Raw genomic sequence first — 20,172 nt, 5'->3', positions numbered from 1 at the left:
CCGCCTGCCAGCGGGCTTTTTTCATTTCTGGCCTTGCAGTTCCTGCAGCATTGCTTCGTAGTGCTGGCGCGTCCGGACGTGGCCCGGGTCGACCGGCAGTTCGCGCTCGGTATGCCCTTGCTCCTGGGCGCCCTCCTCGCCCGGCGCGGCGCTGGCGCCAGATGCCGGCTGCGTGGTCGACCAGGTCAAGCCGCCACCTCGGCGCGCGCGATGCGCTTGAGCTCGCGGATAGACACGTCGAACACCTCGTGCATGCGGATCAGCAGCGAGGCGCCGACCGGCAGGCGGCCGTGGCGAATCTTGGAAATCACTGGTGGTGCCACTTCCAGCGCGCGGGCCAGGGCGGCGTCGTTCTTTGGGCCCTTGGCCAGCAGCATGTCGAGCAATTCGTTGTTGCCTTGGGCGTCGTCCAGCGAGCGATACGGCGATGTGGCTGTTGTTTGCGTCATGTCATATTCCTAATTGATGGTGATTAAAATGGCCGATTCCGGCCGTGCAATGCTGTAGCTGTCGGGTGCGGGTTCGTTATGGCGGCTCGCGCCGCGGCACCTCATATTTTTTCGCCACCCTGTCGGCGGCATCGCGCCATTTCTGGCGCGCTTCCTTGTGCGCGGCCTTCGCCGCGCTCTCGCCCTCGCCGTCCTTTGCGCCCAGCAAGTCTTTCTCGGCCTGGCGGTAAATCATCGAACGCTGGAAGATCAGCTCCTTCTCCTCGGCTGTGACCTCGGCTTGTTTATTCAATAGCTGCCTCCATGCCGTTAAACCCGCATCCGCACGACGCGTGGGACGACGCCGAAGCACGGGCGCGGTGCCGGCACAATCTGGGCCCTGTTATTTATTGATTTGGGCCTACCTCCGCTGGAAAACGGCGGCGTATCATTCCGTTTCGGCCTGGCGTCCAGGTGATTGCGGATGATTACGATCGTGCATTCGTTCAACACGTCGCTGACGCTCTTGCGCATCGCAGTACACGCGGCTTGCAAGGCATCCTTGTTGTCGTCCGTGATGTAGCCCTTGACGAGCGCGGTGCGTTTTTGCTTCTGTTTCATGGTTTTCTCCTGGTGGTCGGTGTTACAGGGTTTGGGTGCAGCGAAATGCAGGTCGTGCGTTTGTGCTGTTTTAAGGCGGACGCTCGCTTACGGGCGATGCGCACTCCTCAAGCGGCTCGCCGAAAGGCAGATGGTGCGGTTCGAGCAGCGGGATGCGCACGATGTCGTCAGCCGGGCGCGGCGGGGAAATGGGGATCAGGCGGATCATGGTTTTGCGCCCCCGTCGAAGATGACGTTGTTGGCATGCGGTTGGCGGCCGGCGTAGCCTGACGCTGGGACCGGGTCAGTGGCGCGGCGAGGTGTGGACGCAGCAGCCAAGTCAGGCCAAATCTTGTGCCAGTCGTCAGGGCGCAGATCTTTGCGGGAAACCTCCCCTGCGGTTGCCGTTTCGATAGCGAGGCAGTATTCGATGGGCACGCTGCGCAAGCGCCAATTGCCGAGCCGTGCGGAGCTGACGTCGATCTCCTTGGCCAAGGCTGAAAGGCCGCCGCACAACTGGATTGCTTTATCTAGTGGATTCATGAAGATCATATTACACGACCTGTGTATTTTGATCAAACATTTTGTGTAACACACTCTGTGAATGTTTAGCTATTCTTTGATGATGAACAAAAAGGCAAACAATATTCCTTGGGAGCGCATTGAAGCGCGACTGGAGGAACTGCAAAAAGACCAGCAATGGCTCCGTGAAACGCTGGGCATTGCCCCCGCTGTATTGACCAACTGGAAATCACGCGGAACACCAGTTGGCAAAGCCGTGCCGGTCGCGCGCGCCCTTGGCCTGACGACTGATCAACTGCTGGGACTGGACAGTTCATCCCATATCGCAGGGGCTAGCCCTGTTACTGATGATGAGGAAATGGCGCCATCCACTGTCGCCATTCGCATGGCCCCAGAGCATGTGCGCGCCGGCATTACTGGATTCGGCTCGGATCACGTGTTCGAGGACGGTGGGCACTACCACCTAAAGCGCCTGTGGCTCGAAGAGCGCGACTTGGCGCCTGGCGCATTGCTGGCCATAAAAATCAGGGGCGACAGCATGCGGCCGCTGATGTTCGAGGGCGACGTTGTTGTCGTGAATGTCACGGACAAGAGCCGAGTGAACGGGAACATTTTTGCGCTGAATTTTAAAGGCGAGTCGGTAGTAAAGCGCCTCAAGTATGAGCGCCGCGAGTGGTATTTAACTTCCGAAAATCCAGACTTCCCACAAGAGCCATGCCGCCCAGGTGATTGCGATGTCATAGGTCGAGTGGTGTATTTTGAGGCCCGAAATTTTAAGGATCGCCTGTAAAAGTGCCGGACCAATTTCAACTCAGTTTGCGCATCAAGAGGATATTTTGAGAATAGTTATAGCTACCACTTTCTTCACAACATTAATTTTTGGCTTTCATCAATCTTCTATGGCTGCGAATGAGGATTCGACAGCAGTAGAGTCCATGGAAAAAATTGTTGCTGGCTATGAGTCCTTTTTTTCTTCGCCTCAGAAGATGATATCTCTCTTCATGTGCAGTGGTTTGTGCAACGGGACATATGCGGTTACGAAAAACTATGTTGTTAGAAACATTGCTTATGACGTTCAAAAAACTACGTCGCTTGTTTCCCCATACACGGCAACAGTCTCCTTCAATGCCAGCATTTCACAAAACACAAAATGCGGAAATATAAGGCTGGGCGGCTCAATATCTGTCTCGTCGAGCGAGGCTGAGGCATTAAAAATATCCAGCAACGAATCTTGTTTCGCTGCTCCGTATGACAATAACGACCAAGTACAGATTGTTTATGCTTACCAAAAAAACAAATGGACAATGAAGTCTGCTTATCACATAGGTTCGCGCGGCATGATACTGAACCACGGACTTCTTGCCGTCACTGGATCGCCATCGGACACGTCCATGCCAGTCGTTGATATCGAGACAAAGGCATTCAATCGCGGATGGGTTGCAACCATCACGCCATAACTATTGCTTCATCCACTGTTGCAGGTATTCAACTAATGAATAACATAACAATTCGTTAGATTTCCTGTTGGTAATTTATATATGATGTGGCGCGCGCTGCTGTACTTCGAAGTCAGCTAAGGATAATGTGGGAAGTTTAATTTTGGCGCTGGTCGCCATCGCCCTCGTGCCCCGAGCCGATGAGGAGGGCTAACGGCGCCCTGTCACTGAGGATATCAGTGCATCCCTAACCAGGCTGTTCTTGTGCCGAACGAATGCTGCAAGCTAGCGAGGTGAACGTGGTTGTTGCCGCACTGCATCGATTAACGGTCGGATAGAAATTGCCAGAACCCTACGAGTTACGACCAAGGCCATATGAGTGTTCAGATAGTTGAAATTATCGGCCGATCCGCAGATGGCATGACGAAGCCATTTATTTGTCGCGGAGACGATGGCCATATTTACTTCGTCAAAGGGCGCGGCGCCGCGAGGCGCAGCTTGATTTGTGAGTGGATAGCAGGGAGCCTAGGGCAAAGCTTAGGCCTACCCATTGCGCCCTTCATTATCGTTGATGTCCCAGAGTCACTTATTCAGCTCGGATCGCGTGATGATTTACGCGATCTCGGTGCTGGCCCAGCCTTTGGCTCGCGCAAAGTTGCGGCCGTGGAGATCACAATCTCACATCTAGATCAAATTCCCATCACATTGCAATGCGACGTTCTCGCCTTTGACTGGTGGATCCGCAACGCAGATAGAATGCTGAGCAAGGAAGGCGGAAACCCAAATCTTCTATGGGGGATTGAGTCAAAAAGCTTGGTCGTAATTGATCACAACCAAGCGTTCGATCTCGATTTTTCTATCGAAAACTTTACTGACATGCATGTTTTTCATGATCAAATCAACACTTTGTGTGGCGATTGGCTCACTCGCGAGAATTATTGCACTAGGTTTGCCGATGTCGTGGCAAATTGGGATTTTATCTGCAATACTATCCCTCTAGAGTGGTGGTTTGTAGATCCTGAGCAGACCATTCTTGTAGACTTTGACCGCGCCGCGGTGAGGCAGCAACTCCTAGAGTGTCAAAATGACACGTTCTGGAAAATGATATGAACAACATTCCCTGCCTATATGCAATCATCCGCTTTTGTCCTTTTGTGGAGACTGGCGAGTTTGCGAATGTCGGCATCATCTTGATGTCGCCAGATCACCGATACTTCGGCTACAAACTCATGGGGAAGCGGCATGCGCGAGTGACGCAGTTCTTTGAGGATCTTGACGCCCAGGTTTTCAAGGCAACAATGCACACATTGCAAGAGGAATTGAAACGAATTTCCGATACCCTTAAGCCGCATGGCTTCGATAGACGCTTGAAGCTTAATGATACCGAGTCCGCAAGGAGAATTTTCTTGGAGGTGATTCGCCCGCGAGAAACTGTAATCAAATTTAGCGAAGCTCGAGGAGTACTGACAGGCAGCCCCATCGAAAAATTAAAAGATCTTTATGGGTATTATGTTGGCAGAAACTTCGTCACTCCTGAATACAGGGAAAAAACCTTGGAAAACGGAATGAGGAAATGGCTATACCAAGCAGCCATAGGAAATAGGTTTGAACGGCTTGAAGTGGGGAATGATGAATATCATGCCACATTCCCATTTGTCGAAACAAATGGTGATCTTCCGGTGACTGCTATAAAGCCACTAGACCTTGCACAGGATCAGCCAAATAAAATAATTGATCATGGCGGCACATGGGTTCATAGGATTAGAGCTCTAAAGAAGAGAGATTTACTACCCGAGAAAGTTTTATTTGCTGTTGATGGCCCTGATGAAGACGGCCCTCGATTTAGAGCCTACGAAGATATCATCAATGAAATGATGGATGTTGGCGTAAAAGTCATACCGTTTTCTGAGAAGAATGAAATTCTTGATTTCGTTGCCTCATAACTGACGTGTATCGCAACTGGCCCGCCCCGCGCGGGCTTTTTTACGCCTGTCACTGCAACTATTGGTTAGATTTACTATTGCTAATTTTACATATAATTGGTGTGCGAAACGGCACGCACCTATGCCGCACCAGGAATAAAAATGAAAGCAATATTGGTTGCAGCACTGGCAGTTTCCGTCTCCGTATCCATTCCAGCCTTCGCACGCGGCGGACATTCGGGCGGCCATGTAAGCCCATCTGGCCACAGCGCCAAAGCCGCAACTGGAACGGGGGCGAAAGCATCTCACGAACATGTCGGCAGTTATACAAGAAAAGATGGCACGGTCGTCAAGGCTCACGACCGGTCCACGAAGGACGACACCTCGGCAAATAACTGGTCGACGAAGGGCAATACCAATCCCGAGACTGGCAAGGCCGGGACGAAATGAAATCCATTTTCCTTAGCTTCGCCTTGATCGCCTCTGTCGCATTGAGCGGCTGCGGCGGTGGCGGCATTGATGACAGCGACACCGTTACCTGCAAAGATGGATGGATTTCCCATTCAAAAGATAAGCAAGGTGCATGTTCCTCTCATGGCGGCGTGCGATAACTTTCTGTCGAATTTCCTTTAAGGCAACCGACGTGCGCGGGCTCATTAATGCCCTCGCATTCCCAATAGCTTCCAAATTGGCAATATTCAAAGCATAATGCATTTATGCAACTATGCGCCGCCATAATTAAGATCAAGCAAATCAAGATAGCCGTGGTCCAGGTCGAGCCAGAACACACCTGGCCCGGCACTGGACCGGCCGCGCTGGTGCGAGCGCAACTGTTCTTCCCTACCCTCCCCATCCTGCTACTGGCGCCACGCGTCGGCGGCTTCTCGCGAAGCTACGCCACGTTCGATATCACGCCACTGATCAGCAAGATCAACGCTAACGAAATCAAATGGCAGGCTTACCGGCGCCCACCGCCGCCCGAACTCCCTTTTTAAGCATCCATACCAGCCTCGACGATTCGAGGCTTTTTTTCGTCCGTCAAATCCTATCATCTCCCGACACACAAAATAATTACACAAATTGTTTGCTATGAATACACACCATGTGTAATACTTCATTTATCGAAAGCAAATACAGGAGTACGACATGTCCCCAGCCGAACTTGCAGCACTCGAAGCGGTCCTCATCGCACACGGCGAAGTGATCCCTGCAATCGCAATCCCAGCGCGCGGCTGATCGCTATGAAGATCACTCCACAAGTCCGCGCCCTGCTGCCGCTGCGCCACGCCGGCCACCGCACCATTACCAGCGCTGCTTACGACATGGTGTGCACTGTTCGTTCGGCAGGATTTGGCGCGAAAGCCGCCGACGAGCTGGAATCTCTGATCGTCACGGCGGTGAATGCGCACGAGGCGCTGGTAGCGGCACTGTCAACCATGGTCGCAGCGAACGCGACGGGCAAAGAGGTTTCGATTGATGAGTTTCGCGCTGCAACCGAAGCGCTGGCACTGGCAGCAAAGCCATGAGCGCCCGTGATGCGCTCCCCGGTCTGTTCACCGCCCCACCGGCGCGCGCAACGCTGCGCAAGTACAACGTATCGATCAAGTTTGCAGACGGAATTTTTGAAGCCACAGCTTGGGCAGGAAGCCCGAATCAGGCGCATGAGCTAGCGCGAGTAGATGCGCGCATGGCGTCTTGCACCGGCACGTTTTATGGCCGCGAGCTGGGCTGGACTGCGGAGCTGGCAAAGGTTTAGCGGTCGCCCGCGCCGTAGTTCAAGGCGGGACAGGCCGGCGGGCCGGATAAATGCCCTGTGGGATCAGCATGCCCCGATTGATCTTCGTGAGGATCAGGCGCCCGGGGAAGCCCGGCGCCACAACCAACCTTGAAGGAAACACAGCATGTCGAATTTCAAAGAAAACCAGAAGGTGAATGTGAAGGGCACGAAAACCGAGCCGCTGCCGCGCCCGGGCAAGTTCGTGAAGACGCATCCGGGCGCCCGTGGCGACTTCCTGGAAGTGCTGCTGGACGGCTCGACCGCATCGGCCAAGTTCCGCCCTTCGCAGGTGTCGGCAGCCTAATTTCACCCCGGCCAGTCGCCCTGGCCCGTCTCGCCGGCGTAACCGGCGGCCAAGACATGACCATCGAATCTGCCGGGGTGATTGCCGAGCAGGTACGGCCAGATTAATCACCTGGTGTCGGCGTCCCACGAGGGATTCTCGATGGTCATGTGTTGGCGGCCCACCAGCCGCAGGAATCACACGCCCGACGGATTGACCGGGTCGCCAGCAACCCATTTAACCAGAGGAGCAGGACATGAGCTACATCATCACCATCCGCACCGCCAGCACGGTGCACAGCTTCGCCGCCATCGGCAATCTGGCCGCGCTGATCGATGCCGCCTACGACGACGGCGCACTGGGCGTCACAGCAATGGTGCAGCCATGATCGCCCTCTTCCACCGCCTGTTGGTCGCCCACCGCCATTACCAGGCACAGCACCAGCACCGCATGAACAAGATGCGCCTGGCCGGCGTGCGCCGTGAGCTGGCCGGGCTGGAAGAAATGCGCAAAGAACTGATCACCGCGCAGATCGAAGCGCTGATCGACCTGGACGCATCCGCCGCGCGCGTGCAGCGCCTGGGCCGCGCCCACCGGGAGGCGCAGTGGACGTCGTCAGCCAAGCCGTGATGGACGTGGCCAGCCAGGCCCTGCGCAACTGGCATGCCGGCCACGCCATCGTCTACGCCGTCCGCCTGGCGCTGTTGAAGGCAGAAATCATAAAACTCACAAGGAAAAAGTCATGAACGCAGTTACGCAAGAAAGCCGCACCGTCATGCAGCCGACGCAATACGACCAGGGCGACATGCCCGTGGTGGCCACTAGCAGCGCCTCGTTGATTCTGGACAGCGCAAGCATGGACAGCATGATGCGCCTGGCCGACATCATGGCCAAGGGCCGCGCCACCATCCCGGAGCATCTGCGCGGCAGCCCAGCCGACTGCGCCGCCGTCATCATGCAGGCTATCCAGTGGCGCATGAACCCATTCGCCGTCGCGCAGAAAACCCACCTGGTGAACGGCGCCCTTGGTTATGAAGCCCAGCTGGTCAATGCCGTGATCCAGTCGAGCGGTGTCACGCGGGATCGCTTCAACTACGAATGGTATGGCCCTTGGGAAAAGATCATCGGCAAATCCAAGGTCTGCACCGCGCCGGCGAAGGGCACGAAGGGCGCTGCTGACTACAAGAAAGAATATCAGTTCCGCGTGCCGGACTACGACCTCAAGGACGAGGATGGCCTGGGCGTGCGCATCTGGGCGACGTTACGCGGTGAGGCTGAGCCACGCGTGCTCGAACTGCTGTTGGTGCAGGCCAGCGTGCGTAATTCCCCTCTGTGGACGACGGACCCGAAACAGCAGTTGGCGTACCTGGCCGTGAAACGCTGGACCCGCCTCTACTCCCCCGACGTGATCCTGGGTGTCTACACCCCCGACGAGCTGGACGAAGGCAACCGCGAGGCGCGCGATATTACGCCGGATACGGGAGGCATGCGCGCACCAGCGCCAGCCCAGGCATCGCAAGCATTGATCGACGTGGCCGAAGCGGCCGCAGGCAAAGGCGTAACTGCGTATCAAAAATTCTGGACTGACACTGGCGTACCGAACCGGAAAGCCCTGGCTGCCGATCACGAAAGACTGAAAGCAAAAGCTGTGGCTGCCGATCAAAGCCGTACGGTTGATGCGGCGCCGGTGGCCAGTGCAACCCCTCCCCCACTCTCGCTTGAAATGGAAGAGTTGGCTGCCGACCTTGGCGCGGTCGCTGACGAGGGCCTGGAGGCATTTGTTGGCGCTTGGGATCGGCTCTCCAAGACCACGCAGGACAAGTTGGCCGGCGCCTACCCTGCAATGAAGGCACGCGCAGAAGCTGTCGAGGTGTCCAAATGATCATCCTTACCTGCGAGCAAGGAAGCCCCGAATGGCATGCCGCCCGAGCCGGGGTAATCACCGCCAGCATGTTTGTGGTGGCGCGCGCCAAGCTGAAATCGGGTGCAAACAAAGGCCAGCCCACGTCAGCAGCCAATGATTACGCCTTCCGCCTGGCCATCGAGCGCATCAGCGGCATGCCGCTCGACGAAGGATTCGAAACCTATGCTATGCGACGCGGCCATGACCTGGAGCCGGCCGCACGCCATGAGCACGAGGTGCAAAGCGGTCACGTTGTTGAACGCGCTGGCTTTGTCCTTACCGAAGATCGCTTGTTTGGAGCCAGTGCGGACGGGCTGATCGGCGATGACGGAGGCAGCGAATACAAATGCCTGATCTCACCCGAACGTCTCCGCGACGTTCTGATAAACGGCGATTTCAGTGAATTCATGGACCAGGTGCAGGGCTGCATGTGGATCACGGGCCGCCGCTGGTGGGATTTCTGCCTGTACTGCCCTGCTCTGGCTCCAGTCGGCAAAGAGCTGTGGTTCCGCCGCGTCGAGCGCGACGACGCCTACATCGACGCGATGGTGCTCGACCTGGTCGATTTTGAAAAACTGGTTACTGAAAACGAAACAATTTTACGAATGAAGGAGGCAGCATGATCACCGAAACCACCCAGGCCACGCCGGCTACCACCGCCCTCACCCTGCCGCAGCGCGCTGCCGTCGCGCTGGGCGCCGTGGACTATGAGGCAAAAATCAAGGAACAGGTTGCCGCCTCGACCGATATCACCGCCGTCATCGATCCCGCCGGCCGCGAGCAGGCACACCGTATCGGCATGAACCTACTGAAACTGCGCACCGGCATCAAGGCCGTCGGCGAGGCCGCACGCAAAGACGCGACAGATTTCAGCAAGGCGGTGATTGCAAAGGAAAAAGACCTGATTGCGCTGATCACGCCAGAAGAAAATCGCGTGTTCGAGCTGCGCGACGCCTACGACACCAAGGTCGAGGCCGAAAAGCAAGCTGCGATTGCGAAGGAGCGCGAACGCATTACTGCGATCCAGGCTGATATTGCGGCAATCCATGATGCGCCGCTGGAACTGGTGGGCAAGTCCGCTGCCGATATTCAGGCGGCTGCAGCTACCGTGGCTGCCATCGTCGTGGATAAGGAGCGCTTTGCCGAATTCGAGAAGGATGCTGCCAAGGTCTTTGCCGAAGTGAGCGCCAAGCTGGCCAGCCTGCATGCCGCAGCAGTGGCGAACGAAGAAGAGGCCGCCCGCATTGCCGCCGAGCGCGCCGAGTTGGCGCAGCTGCGCGAAGCGGCTGCCGAGGCCCGGCGCATCGCGCAGGTGGAAGCTGAGCGTATCTCCGCCGAACGCCAAGCCGAAGACGACCACCGCGCGGCGCTGGTCGCCGAGCAGGAAGCCGAGGCGCTGCGCCAACGCGAGGCCCAAGCCGCTGAATTGAAAAAGCAGGCAGACGCCCAAGCAGAGCAGAACCGGCTGGAGCAAGCGGAAATCGCACGCCAGCGCCAGGAACTGCTGGACATGCAAAGCGCTGCAGCAGAAGCCGCACGGCTGGCCCAGGTCGACGCCGACCGATTGGCCAATGAAACTGTGCAAGCCGCACAGCTCGCCGTGGCGCGCGCCACCGAGCAAGCCGCCCAGGTTGCCGCGCCTGCGCCCTCCGCTCCTATCGGCATCCGCCGCGCGCCCGCCGCCATCGCGCAGGCCGCGAGCCACCCAGCGCCAGCACCTGACCTGCTCGACGCCGCTGCCGATGACCTCTACCCATCCGACAGCGACATCCTCGACGTGCTGTTCGACCAGTTTGGCCTGACGGCGGCCGAGGCCATCGACCGCCTGGCCAAGTTCGACTTTGCCGCCGCGCGCGCCGGCCTGGTCGCCCAAGCCGCATAAAACACAGCCCCGCCCACCACCAGGAGAAACCAATGAATACAGCAGTCGGAGCACCCCAAATCACCCTGCAAGCCATCCAATCCTCGCAGATCGCCGCCATCGGCCACTGCCCGTCGACCGAAACGCTGGCCGTGCAGTTCTTCCGCAAGGGCGCACCGGCGGACGTCTACCACTACGCCAACGTCACGGCCACCGAGTATGCGGCCTTCGCCGGCGCCGAATCGGTCGGCAAGCACTTCTACGCGCACATCAAGCCGCATGCCGACAAGCACCCGTACACGAACACGGGCACGCCGGCCGTCGAGCTGACGCCGACCAAGCTGAGCAAGGAGCTGCTGGCCGGCTTGCTGACGGGCCGCGAATACGGCAGCGAAATGGCGAAGGAAGAGGAGCAGCAGGCCAAGGCCGCCGGGTTGATCGTGATTTTTGGCGCCAGCGACGACCTGATGGAGTTCCGTGGCTTCGTGGACGACGAGCGCGGCGCGCCGACCATCGCTCTGCTCGACGCCAAGGGCTTGCTGCCGTTCCGCGAGGATATCCAGCACGACGACGATGCACTCAAGGACTATTTCGCCCGGGCGCCACAGGTGCGCGCCGTGGATGCCCTGTGGGGCAAAGAAGACGGCTACAGCTGGACCTATCGCACCGACGTGCCGCACGCCACGTTCGAAATCGTGGAAGACGGCGAGCCGTATTGCCGCGGCATCGTGATCGACGTGGCCGACCTGGCGCTGGCGGCGGTGCCAGCGTGACTTCCTACCGCAAACCCGATCCGGCGAAGCTACAGGCTGCTTGCGACAAGTTCAATGCTGTGCACCAGGTCGGCGCGGCCGTCCGCGTCGAGCTCGACGGCGGGGAGATCCGCGAAACGATTACCACCAGCGAGGCCCAGGTGCTCAGCGGGCACACCGCAGTCATCTGGCTCAAGGGCGTCAGCGGCTGCTACCTGCTGGACCGCGTCGCGCCGTTGCCGCCAGCCAGCACGGCTGCTGGATCGCCGCCATGACGAAGCAAACCTATTTCCTCGTGCACGACGAGGCACGGCGCCGGGCGGCTGAATTCGCCAAGACCGCGCCGCCCGGCTGGATGGTTGTGTTTTCCGAGCCGAAGAAGAAGCGTGCCCAGGAAGAAAAGTACCACGCCATGATCGGCGAGATCGCCAAGCAGGTCAAGCACATCGGGCGCAAGTGGGATGCGGATGACATGAAGCGGCTGCTGGTGGACGAGTTTGCCGACGAAATGCGCCTGGCCGGCACGCCGCTGCACCACGACGGGCGCGTGACGCCCAGCTTCGACGGGCGCCGCATCGTGCAGCTGGGCGTCCAGACCAGCGACTTCTACGTGAAGGAAGCCGCGCAGTTCATTGAATTTTTGTATGCCTTCGGTGCCGCGCGCGGCGTCATGTTCTCAGAATAAGGAAGCGCCATGTTTTTCAAGAATCTTCAAATCTACCGCCTGCCCACAAACTGGCCCATGAGCGTCCCGGAGCTGAACAGCATGCTCGAGCGCCAGGCCTTCACGCCCGCCACGAGCGCCGAGCTCCAGCGCCAGGGCTGGGCCGCGCCACGCGGCGCCGGCGAGCCGCTGGTACACGCCGTCGGCGGCCAGTTCCTGCTGCAGCTGAAAACCGAGAAGAAGCTGCTGCCGTCGACCGTCATCAACCAGGTGGCCGCCGCCCGCGCGCTGGAAATGGAAGAAGCCCAGGGCTTCGCGCCCGGCAAGAAGGCCATGAAGGAACTGAAAGAGCGCGTCACCGACGAACTGCTGCCGCGCGCCTTCGCGATCCTCAGCAGCACGGCCGTGTGGATTGACCCGATCAACGGCTGGCTTGTGGTGGACGCGGCCAGCCCGGCCAAGGCCGACGAAGTGGTGAAGCTGCTGCTGAAATCCGTCGACAAGCTCCCGCTGGAAAGCCTGCGCGTCATGCGCTCGCCGGTGGGCGCGATGACGGAATGGCTGCAGGCGGACGAATCCCCTGCCGGCTTCACGGTCGATCAAGACGCGATCATGCGCGCCACGGGCGAAAGCAAGGCCCAAGTGGCGTACAAGCGCCACACCCTGGAAGCGGACGATATCCGCCGCCACATCGCCGCCGGCAAGCAGTGTACCCGCCTGGCCATGACCTGGAGCGACAAGATTAGCTTCGTGCTGGACGAGTCGCTGGCCATCAAGTCCGTCAAGCCGCTGGAGATCATCAAGGAAAGCGCCACGCGCAACGACGACGAGCGCTTCGACAGCGATTTTGCGCTGATGACGGGCGAGCTGGCCAAGCTGCTGGCCGACCTGGTCGATGCGCTGGGCGGTGAAGTGGATGCCGTGGAGCCTGCGGCGCGCCCGGCCGCAAACGCGGCGCCAGCCAAAGGCCATGAGCCTGTGCGTGAGCAACGCGTGGTGCTGGAATTGAACGGCCAAGCGCCCGGTACCGTGCCGCCAGGTGACGGCAGCGCGAGCGATCCGCTGTACGAGCAGGCCGTCGAGGTGGTGCGCACCCAGCAACGCGCATCGGTCTCGCTGGTGCAGCGCCACCTGCGGATCGGCTATAACCGGGCAGCCCGGCTGCTGGAGGCGATGGAGGCGCTAGGCGTGGTGAGCGACATGGCCTCGAACGGCGCGCGCGAGGTGCTCTCCCAGGGGAATTGGCTAAGTCATTCTAAGAGCGCTCCCGATGGTGGGTCAGATGATCTGCCGAAGTAAAGGAAAGCTGAAGCGGCAGATTCTGCGCGACACAGAGCTGCCGCCTCACTGTCGCAAATTTCGCTTGCACAGAATAGCTTGCGCTCAAGACATCTGGTAAATGCGCTCATGGATTCATCACATTCAGGAATGGCCTCGCAATAAAAGGCCGCCCAATATCCGTTTCGCTTCCGCTTGGCAAAAACGCAAGCGCAGCCGTAGTCGAAGTCGATTGTTATAGCAGTAGCGTCCATATAGGAATATTAACATGAGCCTGCCTTACGAAAACGCCACCAGCGGCGCCAACGCGCTGGACGAGATCGGCAAGGTGCTGACGCGCTTTGGTTGCGCGCGCTTCGGCACGATGACAGATAACGAGGCCGGCGAGCTGCTGGTGCAGTTCAGCCATCGCGGCAAGGACGTGTCCGTGAAGGCCAGCTACCGCGGCTACGCCGCGGCTTGGCTGAAGGCGCACCCGCACTCGAACCGCATGAAGTTGAATAAAGCACAGCACGAGCTGGCGGCTGTGGCCCAGGCTAAGATCAGCGTTTGCTCGATCTTGCGCGACTGGATCAAGGGCCAGGTCACGGCCATCGAAGTCGGCATCCTGACGTTCGAAGGTGCATTCCTTGGCCATATCCTGCTGGGCGATGGCAAAACGGTGTTGGACCACGTTACAGGCAGCGGCCTGCTGCGCATCGAATCGGAGGGGAAATGAAAGAAATTGGCATGCTTTTCAACGCAACCATGGTGCGCGCCCTGCTCGACGGCAGCAAGGTACAGACGCGGCGGATCGTCAAACCCGCTCCGCAAATGGTTACCGACAAGCGCATCGAGCCGTGGGCAGGCAATCCAGCGGCTCTGCTCCAATTGCTGCTGGCATCGAAGCGCGGATGCCCCTACGGCCAGCCCGGCGACCGCATCTGGGTGCGCGAGACCCATCGCCCGATCTTCGGCCAAACCTGCGGCCTGATCGTGGTCGACTATCGCGCAGACCCACGGGAAAAGTGGGAGCGCTTGTTCGACGCCCCCGGTTGCCTGGTCAAAGGCACCAAGTGGACGCCTTCCATCCCCATGCGCCGTGAGTACAGCCGGATCCTGTTGGAGATCGTGTCTGTTCGCGTCGAGCGGCTGCAGGACATCAGCGATGCCGATATTTTGGCCGAGGGTATCGACGCGGAGAAGTTGGCGGAATCGCAGGACAAATTCAACACCCTATTCCGCCCTGGTGAGGCCGATGGCCGGCCAACGCTTCGCAGTGCATGGCGCAACCTGTGGGAATCCACTGGCGGCGACTGGGATGTCAACGAATGGTTGTGGGTGATCACGTTCAAGCGGGTGACGCCATGAACCCGCGCATCTACAAGAAGCAGGCAAAACGGGCCGCCCAACTGCTGCGCAGCCATGGCGACACGACCAAATACGCGCCCACGGGGGAGCCCGGCGTCACTGAGGAGCCGTTTTCTTACAAGCGCGCCAAGTGGCTGCGCCGGCACCGGCCAGCGGAATACGGAATGTGGCAGCGCATCAGCGGCATCCCGGAATTTGCCTACCAGGACTTCGATGGCGAATGGGATGGCCATGATTCGCGCGTGGGCTGGGAGCGTCATTACGATCACGCCCGCTTGCCAGCGGATTATTGGGAGGGCCCGGAATGGGAGTGCGGCGGCAAGCCGTGGCCGCGCATGACCACCAGCGATCGCATGGGCATGTGGCGCTATAGCCAGATTGCACCAGGCTGGCGGTGGCGCGGCGGCCGTGCTGTGCGAGCGGCTTCATGAAGCCGGCGGTCGCAGCGTGCGTGCATGGGGTACACGGGGTCGGAAGTCGCAACCCTAGAGGTAATGCGCAATGAACGACAACGACGAAGTGCCGAACGGCGAGCGCAACCCTGGTGCTGCGCGCGTCGCGACGGCCCTGATCCTGATTTACGTGGCGGCGACCCTGACGGGCGTCCTGGCCACGACAACCTGAGAGGCAAATATGGAAAAGATGATTGAAGCAGCGCCGGTGGCGCGCGATGAATACGGATTCTGGAGCCACCCCGACCTGCCAGGCTTTTACGAAGGAGACGGCGACAAGTACCGCGCATGGATCGAGCAGCAACAGCTCACGGCCAAGCGCGTCGACATGGAGGATGACGCCTCGGACGAGCTCAGCGACCGCATCATGGATGGCGACATCTCCGCTACCGCCGATTGGGCGCCGACCTCGCCAGGCCCGTGCTGGTTCCTGCTGGCGATCTACGACACCGAGGACGGCCCGGTGGCCTGGTTCGCCTCTCGTGCGCCGACTGACGGGAGCGCGCCATGAACATGAGCGATATTGAAATGCGCCACATCGCTGAAATGGTGGCGGCGCTGAACAAGGCTGGCGGAAAGCGCACCGCCAACACTGCCGGGGAATTGAATAGGCAACAAATCTGCGCCGCCCTCGGGGTCAGCGAATCAACGATACGGCGCCTCGAGCAGGCCGGGCTGCCATATACACCGGTCGGTGCGCGCTCCAAGCGCTACGACCTTGAAGAGTGCAAAAACTGGTTAAAGGAGAACAACCAATGTCCATCTGGGACGACAAGGACGGAAGGAAGCACATCGGCTTTATGGTCGGCGGCAAAAGATTTCACCATATCCTGCCGCAGGGCACAACTGCGCGTGATGCCAAGCGAATAGAAGCTGAAATGCGCGCCTCCGTGGCGCGCGCACCCACGAAGCCCGTAATTATTCAGGGCGACCCTCCCATGCTTGCCATCTTGGCTATCTATGTGGAGCACTCAAAAACCCTTCGCAGTGCCGAGACGTCTGAGCATCACGCAAAGCGTCTTGAGCCATGGGCTCGGAAGTATAAGGCAAGTCAAGCGCAAGAATTCTCTGATCACGTCATCAAAGATATGAGCCAGAAGATACTGGACAAAAAAACAGGAAAAATGAAGCATGCATATGCGCCTGCCACCATCAATCGCTCGCTGGCCTGCGCAAAAAAGGGACTTGCGATTGCATGGCGGCAACGGTTAATTTCCGAAAACTTCGGATTAAGAATTGAGAATATGAAAGTGAACAACAAACGGGAGGTATTTCTTTCTGTGGATGAAGTCCAGCAGATCGCTCAGCATTGCACTGTCCAGGTACAGGCCGCCATCTGGGCTGCGCTTTTGACGGGTGCCCGTCGTGGAGAGTTGTTCCAAATTCGTGAGGAGGATATTGGCATTGACACGATCACCTTGCCTTCGATCCACACAAAGACCTTAAGGGCGCGTGTAATTCCAATCATCCCCGCGCTGCGACCTTGGCTCGCCCACTTTCCGCTTGAAGTGAGTGTTGATGGGCTGAAATCCGCTTGGCGCCGGGCGCGCGTAAAGGCTCGTATGGAGCATGTGAACTTTCACGACCTACGGCATTCTTGTGCCAGCATCATGCTTGGTTTGGGGGTCGATCTTTATACTATTAGCAAGATTCTCGGCCACAGCAATGTGCAGACGACTCAGCGCTATGCGCACCTCCAGGTCGACGCTCAGCGTGCTGCGTTGGATAAGCTATCGGTGCTAGTACAAAACAAAAAGTAAAATTACACAGGCTAATTACACAGGCACAAAAAAAGCCGATCACGTAACGTGTCGGCTTTAATGTAAGTACTTGATTTTACAGCGAATTCTTGGTGGGAAGTGCAAGTTTCGAACTTGCGACCCCTGCAGTGTGAATGCAGTGCTCTACCCCTGAGCTAACCTCCCGAAGCGAGGCGAATTATCGCATAGGTGTTGCGGCATCTGCAAGGGCTGGCAACAGTAAATTTGCCACGCCCACGCTTTTTTCTCAGGTGGCGGCCGGGGGAGCCGTGACGGCGGTCCAGATGCACTGGCCTTTGGCTGCCTTGTCGAGGCCAGCGATGGTCGCTTCGTGGGCGGCAAGCTCGTCGGCCGTGGCGCTCTGGAAGATGACTTCGGCCAGGGGCACGATTTCCAGCACCCCGCCATCGGCGGCTACTTCCACTTCTTCCTCCATGCTCAGGCTGTTCTGGCCGCGCGTCATGGCCAGGTAGACGTCGGCCAGCAATTCGGAGTCGAGCAGCGCGCCGTGCAGCTTGCGGTGGGCGTTCGACACGCCATAACGGTCGCACAGGGCATCGAGCGAGTTGCGCTTGCCTGGATGCATTTCCTTCGCCTGCACCAGGGTATCGATCACGCCATGCACTTGCTCATGCACGGGCGGCAGGTTCAGGCGCTTGAATTCAGCGTTGAGGAAGCCGATATCGAACGGGGCATTGTGGATGATCAGCTCGGCGCCGGCGATAAACGCGCGGAATTCTTCCGCGATTTCCGCGAACTTCGGCTTGTCGCTGAGGAATTCCGTCGTCAATCCGTGGACGGCCAGCGCGCCCTCTTCCGAATCGCGCTCGGGATTGATGTAATGGTGGAAATTATTTCCCGTCAACATGCGGTTGTTCAGCTCGACCGCCCCGATCTCCAGGATGCGGTCGCCCGTGCGCGGGTTCAGGCCGGTGGTTTCAGTATCGAGAACAATTTGACGCATGGCAGATTCAGTCGTAAAAGCAAAAAGCGAAGGGCACAGTATAGCAAACCTGTGCCCTTCGATTACGCCCTGCCCGCCGTTTCGCGACAGGAATTTTTAACATCAGGCGCGCACGGTTTCCACGCCCAGATTAGCCAGTTCATCGGCCCGCTCATTGCCCGGATGTCCATTGTGGCCGCGTACCCAGCGCCATTCCACTTCATGGACGGCCTGGGCCGTATCGAGGGCCTGCCACAGGTCGACGTTCTTGACGGGCGCCTTGGCCGCCGTTTTCCAGCCGCGCGCCTTCCAGCCGTGGATCCATTCGCTGATGCCCTTCTGGACATACTGGCTATCGGTATACATCACCACTTGGCAGGGGCGTTTGAGCGCCGTCAATGCTTCGATCACGGCCTTCAATTCCATGCGGTTATTCGTCGTGTTCAGTTCCCCGCCGTAAATTTCTTTCTTGGCGCCATCGGCCACCATCAGCGCGCCCCAGCCACCCGTGCCTGGATTGCCCTTGCATGCGCCATCGGCGTAAATTTCTACCTTATCTTCAAACTTAGCCATCTTGCTGTTCCCGCCTTTTATTCGTGACCGGTGCGCCTGCGGGCGCCGTCGCCGGTTTCTTGGTCCACGCCGGACCGATCAAACGCATCCCTTTGACGCGCTTGATCGCCTGCACTATATACACTGCGCCCAGATATGGCCACCAGCGCGCGCCCGCCTTGTCCATGAAGGCGTTGCGGCGCAGCCATTTTTCTGTCCTGCAGGCTGGTGCGTAGCAGCCGAAATGGCTTTGGCTGACGCCCATGTTCAGCAATTTTAACCAGTCTTTCATACGCGGCATAGAGATCAGCTCGCCCGCCTGCGGCAGGTAATGACGTCCCGTGACCCGTCCCAGGCCCTGGCGCATGCCCCACAGGCTGGCCGGATTGAAGCCGCAGACGATCACGCGCCCCTCGGGGATCAGCACGCGCTCGACCTCGCGCAAGACCTGATGTGGCTCGGCGGCAAATTCAAGCACGTGCGGCAAGACCACCAGGTCCAGGCTTTGCGAGTCGAATGGCAGCTCGTCGAAGGCCGATACCAGGGTCAGGCGCCTCTCCTGCGGCGGACGCGACGGCAGACGCGAATCGAGCAGCCATTTGTTCGGCATGCGGCTGGCAGCCAGCGCGTCGAGCTGGGGCAAGCCAATCTGCACCGCATTAAAACCGAAGATGTCGACAGTCAGGCTATCGAGGCATTGCTGCTCCCAGGCGCGCACGTAGAGACCGGCCGGCGTCTGTAGCCAGCCGTCAAGCGCTATAATGGATTTTTCGGATGCTGCACTGTCCATTCAGTTTTCTCTTTTGCTCATGACACACTCCCCTGAACACGCTTTATCGGTACTTGCCGTGCCCGCCTTTGCCGACAACTACCTGTGGCTGATCCATGACGGCCGCCACGCCGCCGTGGTCGACCCTGGCGATGCAATGGCCATCCTCGATGCGCTGCAGGCCCATCAGTTGACCTTGTCCGCCATTTTACTCACGCACCACCACGCCGACCACACGGGTGGCGTGCCTGAATTGTTGCAGCACTTCGCCGTGCCCGTCTTCGGTCCACGCAATGAGGCTATCACAGCCATCACGGAACCGCTTGCTGAAGGCGATGTCGCCTATGTGGCCGAGCTGGGTTTGCAGATGACGGTCATCGACGTGCCCGGCCATACCAAGGGACATATCGCTTACGTGCGCCAGCGCGACGACCGCAGCGGCGCACCATGGCTATTTTCCGGCGACACCCTGTTTGCCGGCGGCTGCGGTCGCCTGTTCGAGGGCACACCCGGCCAGATGGCCGACTCGCTGGGCAAGCTGGCCGCCCTGCCCGACGATACCGAGGTATTTTGCGCGCATGAGTACACCTTGTCCAATCTGCGCTTCGCCAACGCCGTCGAGCCGGGCAATGTGGCCTTGCAGGAACGCATCGCCATCGACACGGAAAAGCGCCAGCAGGGTTTGTCCACCGTGCCGTCGACCATTGCCATGGAAAAAGCCACCAACCCCTTCCTGCGCTACCGCGAGCCCGCGATTTTGACCAGCCTGAAGGTGGAAGGCAAGCTGGCCACCGACGCCTCGCCCGTGGAAGCGTTCGCCGCGCTACGTATGTGGAAAAACAACTTTTAAGGTTCTGCTTCTAAAAAGAAAATCCCGGCGGCGCCATCAGGCATCGCCGAGATTTTTTTATGCTTCTATT

General features: G+C 58.8%; 36 protein-coding genes, 1 tRNA gene and 2 pseudogenes. 29 read left to right on the top strand and 10 right to left on the bottom strand.

Going from position 1 to position 20,172, the window contains the following annotated elements:
- Positions 1–21 precede the first annotated feature (21 nt).
- The 6 genes and pseudogenes from ACQ4WZ_RS06960 to ACQ4WZ_RS06935 form a co-directional block, all read right to left on the bottom strand.
- Entirely contained in the window at positions 22–189 is a 168-nt protein-coding gene (locus ACQ4WZ_RS06960; RefSeq protein ID WP_436572917.1) for a hypothetical protein, read from the bottom strand.
- A 20-nt stretch (positions 190–209) separates the two neighbouring features.
- A pseudogene (locus tag ACQ4WZ_RS06955) lies at positions 210–449 on the bottom strand (helix-turn-helix domain-containing protein); the annotation flags it as partial.
- A gap of 76 nt (positions 450–525) precedes the next feature.
- Positions 526–741 (bottom strand): hypothetical protein, encoded by a 216-nt coding sequence (locus ACQ4WZ_RS06950; protein WP_436572916.1) that lies wholly within the window; start codon positions 739–741, stop codon positions 526–528.
- A 17-nt stretch (positions 742–758) separates the two neighbouring features.
- Entirely contained in the window at positions 759–1,049 is a 291-nt protein-coding gene (locus ACQ4WZ_RS06945) for a hypothetical protein (protein ID WP_436572915.1), read from the bottom strand.
- A 70-nt stretch (positions 1,050–1,119) separates the two neighbouring features.
- The gene (locus ACQ4WZ_RS06940) at positions 1,120–1,257 is read right to left on the bottom strand and encodes a hypothetical protein (protein WP_436572914.1); all 138 of its coding nucleotides are present in this window, start codon (positions 1,255–1,257) and stop codon (positions 1,120–1,122) included.
- Complete coding sequence (locus ACQ4WZ_RS06935; RefSeq protein ID WP_436572913.1) at positions 1,254–1,571, bottom strand: transcriptional regulator; 318 nt, start codon at positions 1,569–1,571, stop codon at positions 1,254–1,256. Before ACQ4WZ_RS06935 ends, ACQ4WZ_RS06940 begins: the two co-directional genes overlap by 4 nt.
- 79 nt (positions 1,572–1,650) lie before the next feature.
- On the opposite strand from ACQ4WZ_RS06935, the gene ACQ4WZ_RS06930 reads away from it, so the two are divergent.
- The 28 genes and pseudogenes from ACQ4WZ_RS06930 to ACQ4WZ_RS06795 all read left to right on the top strand — a co-directional run bounded on the left by ACQ4WZ_RS06930 (position 1,651) and on the right by ACQ4WZ_RS06795 (position 16,988).
- Entirely contained in the window at positions 1,651–2,340 is a 690-nt protein-coding gene (locus ACQ4WZ_RS06930; protein ID WP_436572912.1) for a S24 family peptidase, read from the top strand.
- Between the two features lie 145 nt (positions 2,341–2,485).
- Positions 2,486–3,007: a hypothetical protein gene (locus ACQ4WZ_RS06925; protein ID WP_436572911.1), complete on the top strand. Its 522-nt coding sequence runs from the start codon at positions 2,486–2,488 to the stop codon at positions 3,005–3,007.
- 354 nt (positions 3,008–3,361) lie between these two features.
- Entirely contained in the window at positions 3,362–4,096 is a 735-nt protein-coding gene (locus ACQ4WZ_RS06920) for a HipA family kinase (RefSeq protein ID WP_436572910.1), read from the top strand.
- Positions 4,093–4,929 carry a DUF3037 domain-containing protein gene (locus ACQ4WZ_RS06915; protein WP_436572909.1) on the top strand — a complete coding sequence of 279 codons (837 nt, stop codon included), beginning with the start codon at positions 4,093–4,095 and terminating at the stop codon, positions 4,927–4,929. The genes ACQ4WZ_RS06920 and ACQ4WZ_RS06915 overlap by 4 nt, the downstream gene beginning before the upstream one ends.
- A 141-nt stretch (positions 4,930–5,070) precedes the next feature.
- The gene (locus tag ACQ4WZ_RS06910; RefSeq protein ID WP_436572908.1) at positions 5,071–5,358 is read left to right on the top strand and encodes a hypothetical protein; all 288 of its coding nucleotides are present in this window, start codon (positions 5,071–5,073) and stop codon (positions 5,356–5,358) included.
- Positions 5,355–5,519 (top strand): DUF3761 domain-containing protein, encoded by a 165-nt coding sequence (locus ACQ4WZ_RS06905; protein ID WP_436572907.1) that lies wholly within the window; start codon positions 5,355–5,357, stop codon positions 5,517–5,519. Before ACQ4WZ_RS06910 ends, ACQ4WZ_RS06905 begins: the two co-directional genes overlap by 4 nt.
- A 105-nt stretch (positions 5,520–5,624) precedes the next feature.
- A complete protein-coding gene (locus ACQ4WZ_RS06900) occupies positions 5,625–5,903 on the top strand; it encodes a hypothetical protein (protein ID WP_436572906.1) in 279 nt (92 codons plus the stop codon).
- Positions 5,904–6,149: 246 nt separating this feature from the next.
- Entirely contained in the window at positions 6,150–6,434 is a 285-nt protein-coding gene (locus tag ACQ4WZ_RS06895) for a hypothetical protein (RefSeq protein ID WP_436572905.1), read from the top strand.
- Positions 6,431–6,664, top strand: coding sequence for a hypothetical protein (locus tag ACQ4WZ_RS06890; RefSeq protein ID WP_176383173.1), 234 nt, complete (start codon positions 6,431–6,433; stop codon positions 6,662–6,664). The genes ACQ4WZ_RS06895 and ACQ4WZ_RS06890 overlap by 4 nt, the downstream gene beginning before the upstream one ends.
- 145 nt (positions 6,665–6,809) lie before the next feature.
- Positions 6,810–6,989: a hypothetical protein gene (locus ACQ4WZ_RS06885; RefSeq protein ID WP_436572904.1), complete on the top strand. Its 180-nt coding sequence runs from the start codon at positions 6,810–6,812 to the stop codon at positions 6,987–6,989.
- Between the two features lie 235 nt (positions 6,990–7,224).
- The gene (locus tag ACQ4WZ_RS06880; RefSeq protein ID WP_436572903.1) at positions 7,225–7,356 is read left to right on the top strand and encodes a hypothetical protein; all 132 of its coding nucleotides are present in this window, start codon (positions 7,225–7,227) and stop codon (positions 7,354–7,356) included.
- Entirely contained in the window at positions 7,353–7,598 is a 246-nt protein-coding gene (locus ACQ4WZ_RS06875) for a hypothetical protein (RefSeq protein WP_436572902.1), read from the top strand. Before ACQ4WZ_RS06880 ends, ACQ4WZ_RS06875 begins: the two co-directional genes overlap by 4 nt.
- On the top strand, positions 7,574–7,714 hold the full coding sequence (locus ACQ4WZ_RS06870; protein WP_158301319.1) for a hypothetical protein: 141 nt from the start codon (positions 7,574–7,576) through the stop codon (positions 7,712–7,714). Before ACQ4WZ_RS06875 ends, ACQ4WZ_RS06870 begins: the two co-directional genes overlap by 25 nt.
- The gene (locus tag ACQ4WZ_RS06865; RefSeq protein WP_436572901.1) at positions 7,711–8,850 is read left to right on the top strand and encodes a RecT family recombinase; all 1,140 of its coding nucleotides are present in this window, start codon (positions 7,711–7,713) and stop codon (positions 8,848–8,850) included. The genes ACQ4WZ_RS06870 and ACQ4WZ_RS06865 overlap by 4 nt, the downstream gene beginning before the upstream one ends.
- Entirely contained in the window at positions 8,847–9,494 is a 648-nt protein-coding gene (locus ACQ4WZ_RS06860) for a lambda exonuclease family protein (protein WP_102293746.1), read from the top strand. Before ACQ4WZ_RS06865 ends, ACQ4WZ_RS06860 begins: the two co-directional genes overlap by 4 nt.
- Entirely contained in the window at positions 9,491–10,753 is a 1,263-nt protein-coding gene (locus ACQ4WZ_RS06855) for a coiled-coil domain-containing protein (protein ID WP_436572900.1), read from the top strand. The genes ACQ4WZ_RS06860 and ACQ4WZ_RS06855 overlap by 4 nt, the downstream gene beginning before the upstream one ends.
- A gap of 32 nt (positions 10,754–10,785) precedes the next feature.
- Positions 10,786–11,505, top strand: coding sequence for a KTSC domain-containing protein (locus tag ACQ4WZ_RS06850; RefSeq protein WP_436572899.1), 720 nt, complete (start codon positions 10,786–10,788; stop codon positions 11,503–11,505).
- Positions 11,502–11,759 (top strand): hypothetical protein, encoded by a 258-nt coding sequence (locus tag ACQ4WZ_RS06845; protein WP_436572898.1) that lies wholly within the window; start codon positions 11,502–11,504, stop codon positions 11,757–11,759. The genes ACQ4WZ_RS06850 and ACQ4WZ_RS06845 overlap by 4 nt, the downstream gene beginning before the upstream one ends.
- On the top strand, positions 11,756–12,169 hold the full coding sequence (locus ACQ4WZ_RS06840; protein WP_436572897.1) for a recombination protein NinB: 414 nt from the start codon (positions 11,756–11,758) through the stop codon (positions 12,167–12,169). The genes ACQ4WZ_RS06845 and ACQ4WZ_RS06840 overlap by 4 nt, the downstream gene beginning before the upstream one ends.
- Before the next feature lie 9 nt (positions 12,170–12,178).
- Positions 12,179–13,096, top strand: a pseudogene (locus ACQ4WZ_RS06835) (recombination-associated protein RdgC); the annotation flags it as partial.
- Positions 13,070–13,447 carry a DNA translocase FtsK gene (locus ACQ4WZ_RS06830; protein ID WP_436573864.1) on the top strand — a complete coding sequence of 126 codons (378 nt, stop codon included), beginning with the start codon at positions 13,070–13,072 and terminating at the stop codon, positions 13,445–13,447. The pseudogene ACQ4WZ_RS06835 and the gene ACQ4WZ_RS06830, both read left to right, overlap by 27 nt.
- A gap of 247 nt (positions 13,448–13,694) precedes the next feature.
- On the top strand, positions 13,695–14,144 hold the full coding sequence (locus ACQ4WZ_RS06825; RefSeq protein ID WP_436572896.1) for a hypothetical protein: 450 nt from the start codon (positions 13,695–13,697) through the stop codon (positions 14,142–14,144).
- Positions 14,141–14,776, top strand: a complete 636-nt coding sequence (locus ACQ4WZ_RS06820) for a hypothetical protein (RefSeq protein ID WP_436572895.1) — start codon at positions 14,141–14,143, stop codon at positions 14,774–14,776. The genes ACQ4WZ_RS06825 and ACQ4WZ_RS06820 overlap by 4 nt, the downstream gene beginning before the upstream one ends.
- Positions 14,773–15,207, top strand: a complete 435-nt coding sequence (locus ACQ4WZ_RS06815) for a hypothetical protein (protein WP_436572894.1) — start codon at positions 14,773–14,775, stop codon at positions 15,205–15,207. Before ACQ4WZ_RS06820 ends, ACQ4WZ_RS06815 begins: the two co-directional genes overlap by 4 nt.
- Before the next feature lie 70 nt (positions 15,208–15,277).
- Positions 15,278–15,400, top strand: coding sequence for a hypothetical protein (locus ACQ4WZ_RS06810; RefSeq protein WP_436572893.1), 123 nt, complete (start codon positions 15,278–15,280; stop codon positions 15,398–15,400).
- A 9-nt stretch (positions 15,401–15,409) separates the two neighbouring features.
- Positions 15,410–15,739 carry a hypothetical protein gene (locus ACQ4WZ_RS06805; RefSeq protein ID WP_436572892.1) on the top strand — a complete coding sequence of 110 codons (330 nt, stop codon included), beginning with the start codon at positions 15,410–15,412 and terminating at the stop codon, positions 15,737–15,739.
- Positions 15,736–16,098, top strand: a complete 363-nt coding sequence (locus ACQ4WZ_RS06800; RefSeq protein WP_436572891.1) for a helix-turn-helix transcriptional regulator — start codon at positions 15,736–15,738, stop codon at positions 16,096–16,098. The genes ACQ4WZ_RS06805 and ACQ4WZ_RS06800 overlap by 4 nt, the downstream gene beginning before the upstream one ends.
- The gene (locus ACQ4WZ_RS06795) at positions 15,984–16,988 is read left to right on the top strand and encodes a tyrosine-type recombinase/integrase (protein WP_436572890.1); all 1,005 of its coding nucleotides are present in this window, start codon (positions 15,984–15,986) and stop codon (positions 16,986–16,988) included. Before ACQ4WZ_RS06800 ends, ACQ4WZ_RS06795 begins: the two co-directional genes overlap by 115 nt.
- 90 nt (positions 16,989–17,078) lie before the next feature.
- On the opposite strand, the gene ACQ4WZ_RS06790 is transcribed toward ACQ4WZ_RS06795, so the two are convergent.
- From ACQ4WZ_RS06790 to ACQ4WZ_RS06775, 4 genes are all read right to left on the bottom strand, one after another.
- Positions 17,079–17,153 (bottom strand) — tRNA-Val (locus tag ACQ4WZ_RS06790).
- An 82-nt stretch (positions 17,154–17,235) separates the two neighbouring features.
- Complete coding sequence (dnaQ, locus tag ACQ4WZ_RS06785) at positions 17,236–17,952, bottom strand: DNA polymerase III subunit epsilon (RefSeq protein ID WP_133990878.1); 717 nt, start codon at positions 17,950–17,952, stop codon at positions 17,236–17,238.
- A gap of 102 nt (positions 17,953–18,054) precedes the next feature.
- Entirely contained in the window at positions 18,055–18,504 is a 450-nt protein-coding gene (rnhA, locus tag ACQ4WZ_RS06780) for a ribonuclease HI (protein WP_101481623.1), read from the bottom strand.
- Positions 18,497–19,273 carry a class I SAM-dependent methyltransferase gene (locus ACQ4WZ_RS06775; protein WP_101481624.1) on the bottom strand — a complete coding sequence of 259 codons (777 nt, stop codon included), beginning with the start codon at positions 19,271–19,273 and terminating at the stop codon, positions 18,497–18,499. Before ACQ4WZ_RS06775 ends, rnhA begins: the two co-directional genes overlap by 8 nt.
- Before the next feature lie 19 nt (positions 19,274–19,292).
- Here ACQ4WZ_RS06775 and gloB point away from each other — a divergent pair, with 19 nt between their 5' ends.
- Positions 19,293–20,102, top strand: coding sequence for a hydroxyacylglutathione hydrolase (gene gloB / locus ACQ4WZ_RS06770; RefSeq protein WP_101481625.1), 810 nt, complete (start codon positions 19,293–19,295; stop codon positions 20,100–20,102).
- Positions 20,103–20,172: the final 70 nt, after the last annotated feature.

This window comes from Janthinobacterium darwini (genome assembly GCF_051380905.1).
In the GTDB taxonomy this organism is placed as follows: Bacteria; Pseudomonadota; Gammaproteobacteria; order Burkholderiales; family Burkholderiaceae_D; genus Janthinobacterium.
This window is presented reverse-complemented; position numbering and strand designations above follow the sequence as displayed.

What these genes read in the sequence shown, in the direction of transcription:
- ACQ4WZ_RS06945 (WP_436572915.1), bottom strand. Translation starts at nt 1,049, where the DNA reads ATGAAACAGAAGCAAAAACGCACCGCGCTCGTCAAGGGCTACATCACG.
- ACQ4WZ_RS06940 (WP_436572914.1), bottom strand. Translation starts at nt 1,257, where the DNA reads ATGATCCGCCTGATCCCCATTTCCCCGCCGCGCCCGGCTGACGACATC.
- ACQ4WZ_RS06935 (WP_436572913.1), bottom strand. Translation starts at nt 1,571, where the DNA reads ATGAATCCACTAGATAAAGCAATCCAGTTGTGCGGCGGCCTTTCAGCC.
- ACQ4WZ_RS06930 (WP_436572912.1), top strand. Translation starts at nt 1,651, where the DNA reads ATGATGAACAAAAAGGCAAACAATATTCCTTGGGAGCGCATTGAAGCG.
- ACQ4WZ_RS06925 (WP_436572911.1), top strand. Translation starts at nt 2,486, where the DNA reads ATGGAAAAAATTGTTGCTGGCTATGAGTCCTTTTTTTCTTCGCCTCAG.
- ACQ4WZ_RS06920 (WP_436572910.1), top strand. Translation starts at nt 3,362, where the DNA reads ATGAGTGTTCAGATAGTTGAAATTATCGGCCGATCCGCAGATGGCATG.
- ACQ4WZ_RS06915 (WP_436572909.1), top strand. Translation starts at nt 4,093, where the DNA reads ATGAACAACATTCCCTGCCTATATGCAATCATCCGCTTTTGTCCTTTT.
- ACQ4WZ_RS06910 (WP_436572908.1), top strand. Translation starts at nt 5,071, where the DNA reads ATGAAAGCAATATTGGTTGCAGCACTGGCAGTTTCCGTCTCCGTATCC.
- ACQ4WZ_RS06905 (WP_436572907.1), top strand. Translation starts at nt 5,355, where the DNA reads ATGAAATCCATTTTCCTTAGCTTCGCCTTGATCGCCTCTGTCGCATTG.
- ACQ4WZ_RS06900 (WP_436572906.1), top strand. Translation starts at nt 5,625, where the DNA reads ATGCAACTATGCGCCGCCATAATTAAGATCAAGCAAATCAAGATAGCC.
- ACQ4WZ_RS06895 (WP_436572905.1), top strand. Translation starts at nt 6,150, where the DNA reads ATGAAGATCACTCCACAAGTCCGCGCCCTGCTGCCGCTGCGCCACGCC.
- ACQ4WZ_RS06890 (WP_176383173.1), top strand. Translation starts at nt 6,431, where the DNA reads ATGAGCGCCCGTGATGCGCTCCCCGGTCTGTTCACCGCCCCACCGGCG.
- ACQ4WZ_RS06885 (WP_436572904.1), top strand. Translation starts at nt 6,810, where the DNA reads ATGTCGAATTTCAAAGAAAACCAGAAGGTGAATGTGAAGGGCACGAAA.
- ACQ4WZ_RS06880 (WP_436572903.1), top strand. Translation starts at nt 7,225, where the DNA reads ATGAGCTACATCATCACCATCCGCACCGCCAGCACGGTGCACAGCTTC.
- ACQ4WZ_RS06875 (WP_436572902.1), top strand. Translation starts at nt 7,353, where the DNA reads ATGATCGCCCTCTTCCACCGCCTGTTGGTCGCCCACCGCCATTACCAG.
- ACQ4WZ_RS06865 (WP_436572901.1), top strand. Translation starts at nt 7,711, where the DNA reads ATGAACGCAGTTACGCAAGAAAGCCGCACCGTCATGCAGCCGACGCAA.
- ACQ4WZ_RS06860 (WP_102293746.1), top strand. Translation starts at nt 8,847, where the DNA reads ATGATCATCCTTACCTGCGAGCAAGGAAGCCCCGAATGGCATGCCGCC.
- ACQ4WZ_RS06855 (WP_436572900.1), top strand. Translation starts at nt 9,491, where the DNA reads ATGATCACCGAAACCACCCAGGCCACGCCGGCTACCACCGCCCTCACC.
- ACQ4WZ_RS06850 (WP_436572899.1), top strand. Translation starts at nt 10,786, where the DNA reads ATGAATACAGCAGTCGGAGCACCCCAAATCACCCTGCAAGCCATCCAA.
- ACQ4WZ_RS06840 (WP_436572897.1), top strand. Translation starts at nt 11,756, where the DNA reads ATGACGAAGCAAACCTATTTCCTCGTGCACGACGAGGCACGGCGCCGG.
- ACQ4WZ_RS06825 (WP_436572896.1), top strand. Translation starts at nt 13,695, where the DNA reads ATGAGCCTGCCTTACGAAAACGCCACCAGCGGCGCCAACGCGCTGGAC.
- ACQ4WZ_RS06820 (WP_436572895.1), top strand. Translation starts at nt 14,141, where the DNA reads ATGAAAGAAATTGGCATGCTTTTCAACGCAACCATGGTGCGCGCCCTG.
- ACQ4WZ_RS06815 (WP_436572894.1), top strand. Translation starts at nt 14,773, where the DNA reads ATGAACCCGCGCATCTACAAGAAGCAGGCAAAACGGGCCGCCCAACTG.
- ACQ4WZ_RS06810 (WP_436572893.1), top strand. Translation starts at nt 15,278, where the DNA reads ATGAACGACAACGACGAAGTGCCGAACGGCGAGCGCAACCCTGGTGCT.
- ACQ4WZ_RS06805 (WP_436572892.1), top strand. Translation starts at nt 15,410, where the DNA reads ATGGAAAAGATGATTGAAGCAGCGCCGGTGGCGCGCGATGAATACGGA.
- ACQ4WZ_RS06800 (WP_436572891.1), top strand. Translation starts at nt 15,736, where the DNA reads ATGAACATGAGCGATATTGAAATGCGCCACATCGCTGAAATGGTGGCG.
- ACQ4WZ_RS06795 (WP_436572890.1), top strand. Translation starts at nt 15,984, where the DNA reads ATGTCCATCTGGGACGACAAGGACGGAAGGAAGCACATCGGCTTTATG.
- dnaQ (WP_133990878.1), bottom strand. Translation starts at nt 17,952, where the DNA reads ATGCGTCAAATTGTTCTCGATACTGAAACCACCGGCCTGAACCCGCGC.
- rnhA (WP_101481623.1), bottom strand. Translation starts at nt 18,504, where the DNA reads ATGGCTAAGTTTGAAGATAAGGTAGAAATTTACGCCGATGGCGCATGC.
- ACQ4WZ_RS06775 (WP_101481624.1), bottom strand. Translation starts at nt 19,273, where the DNA reads ATGGACAGTGCAGCATCCGAAAAATCCATTATAGCGCTTGACGGCTGG.
- gloB (WP_101481625.1), top strand. Translation starts at nt 19,293, where the DNA reads ATGACACACTCCCCTGAACACGCTTTATCGGTACTTGCCGTGCCCGCC.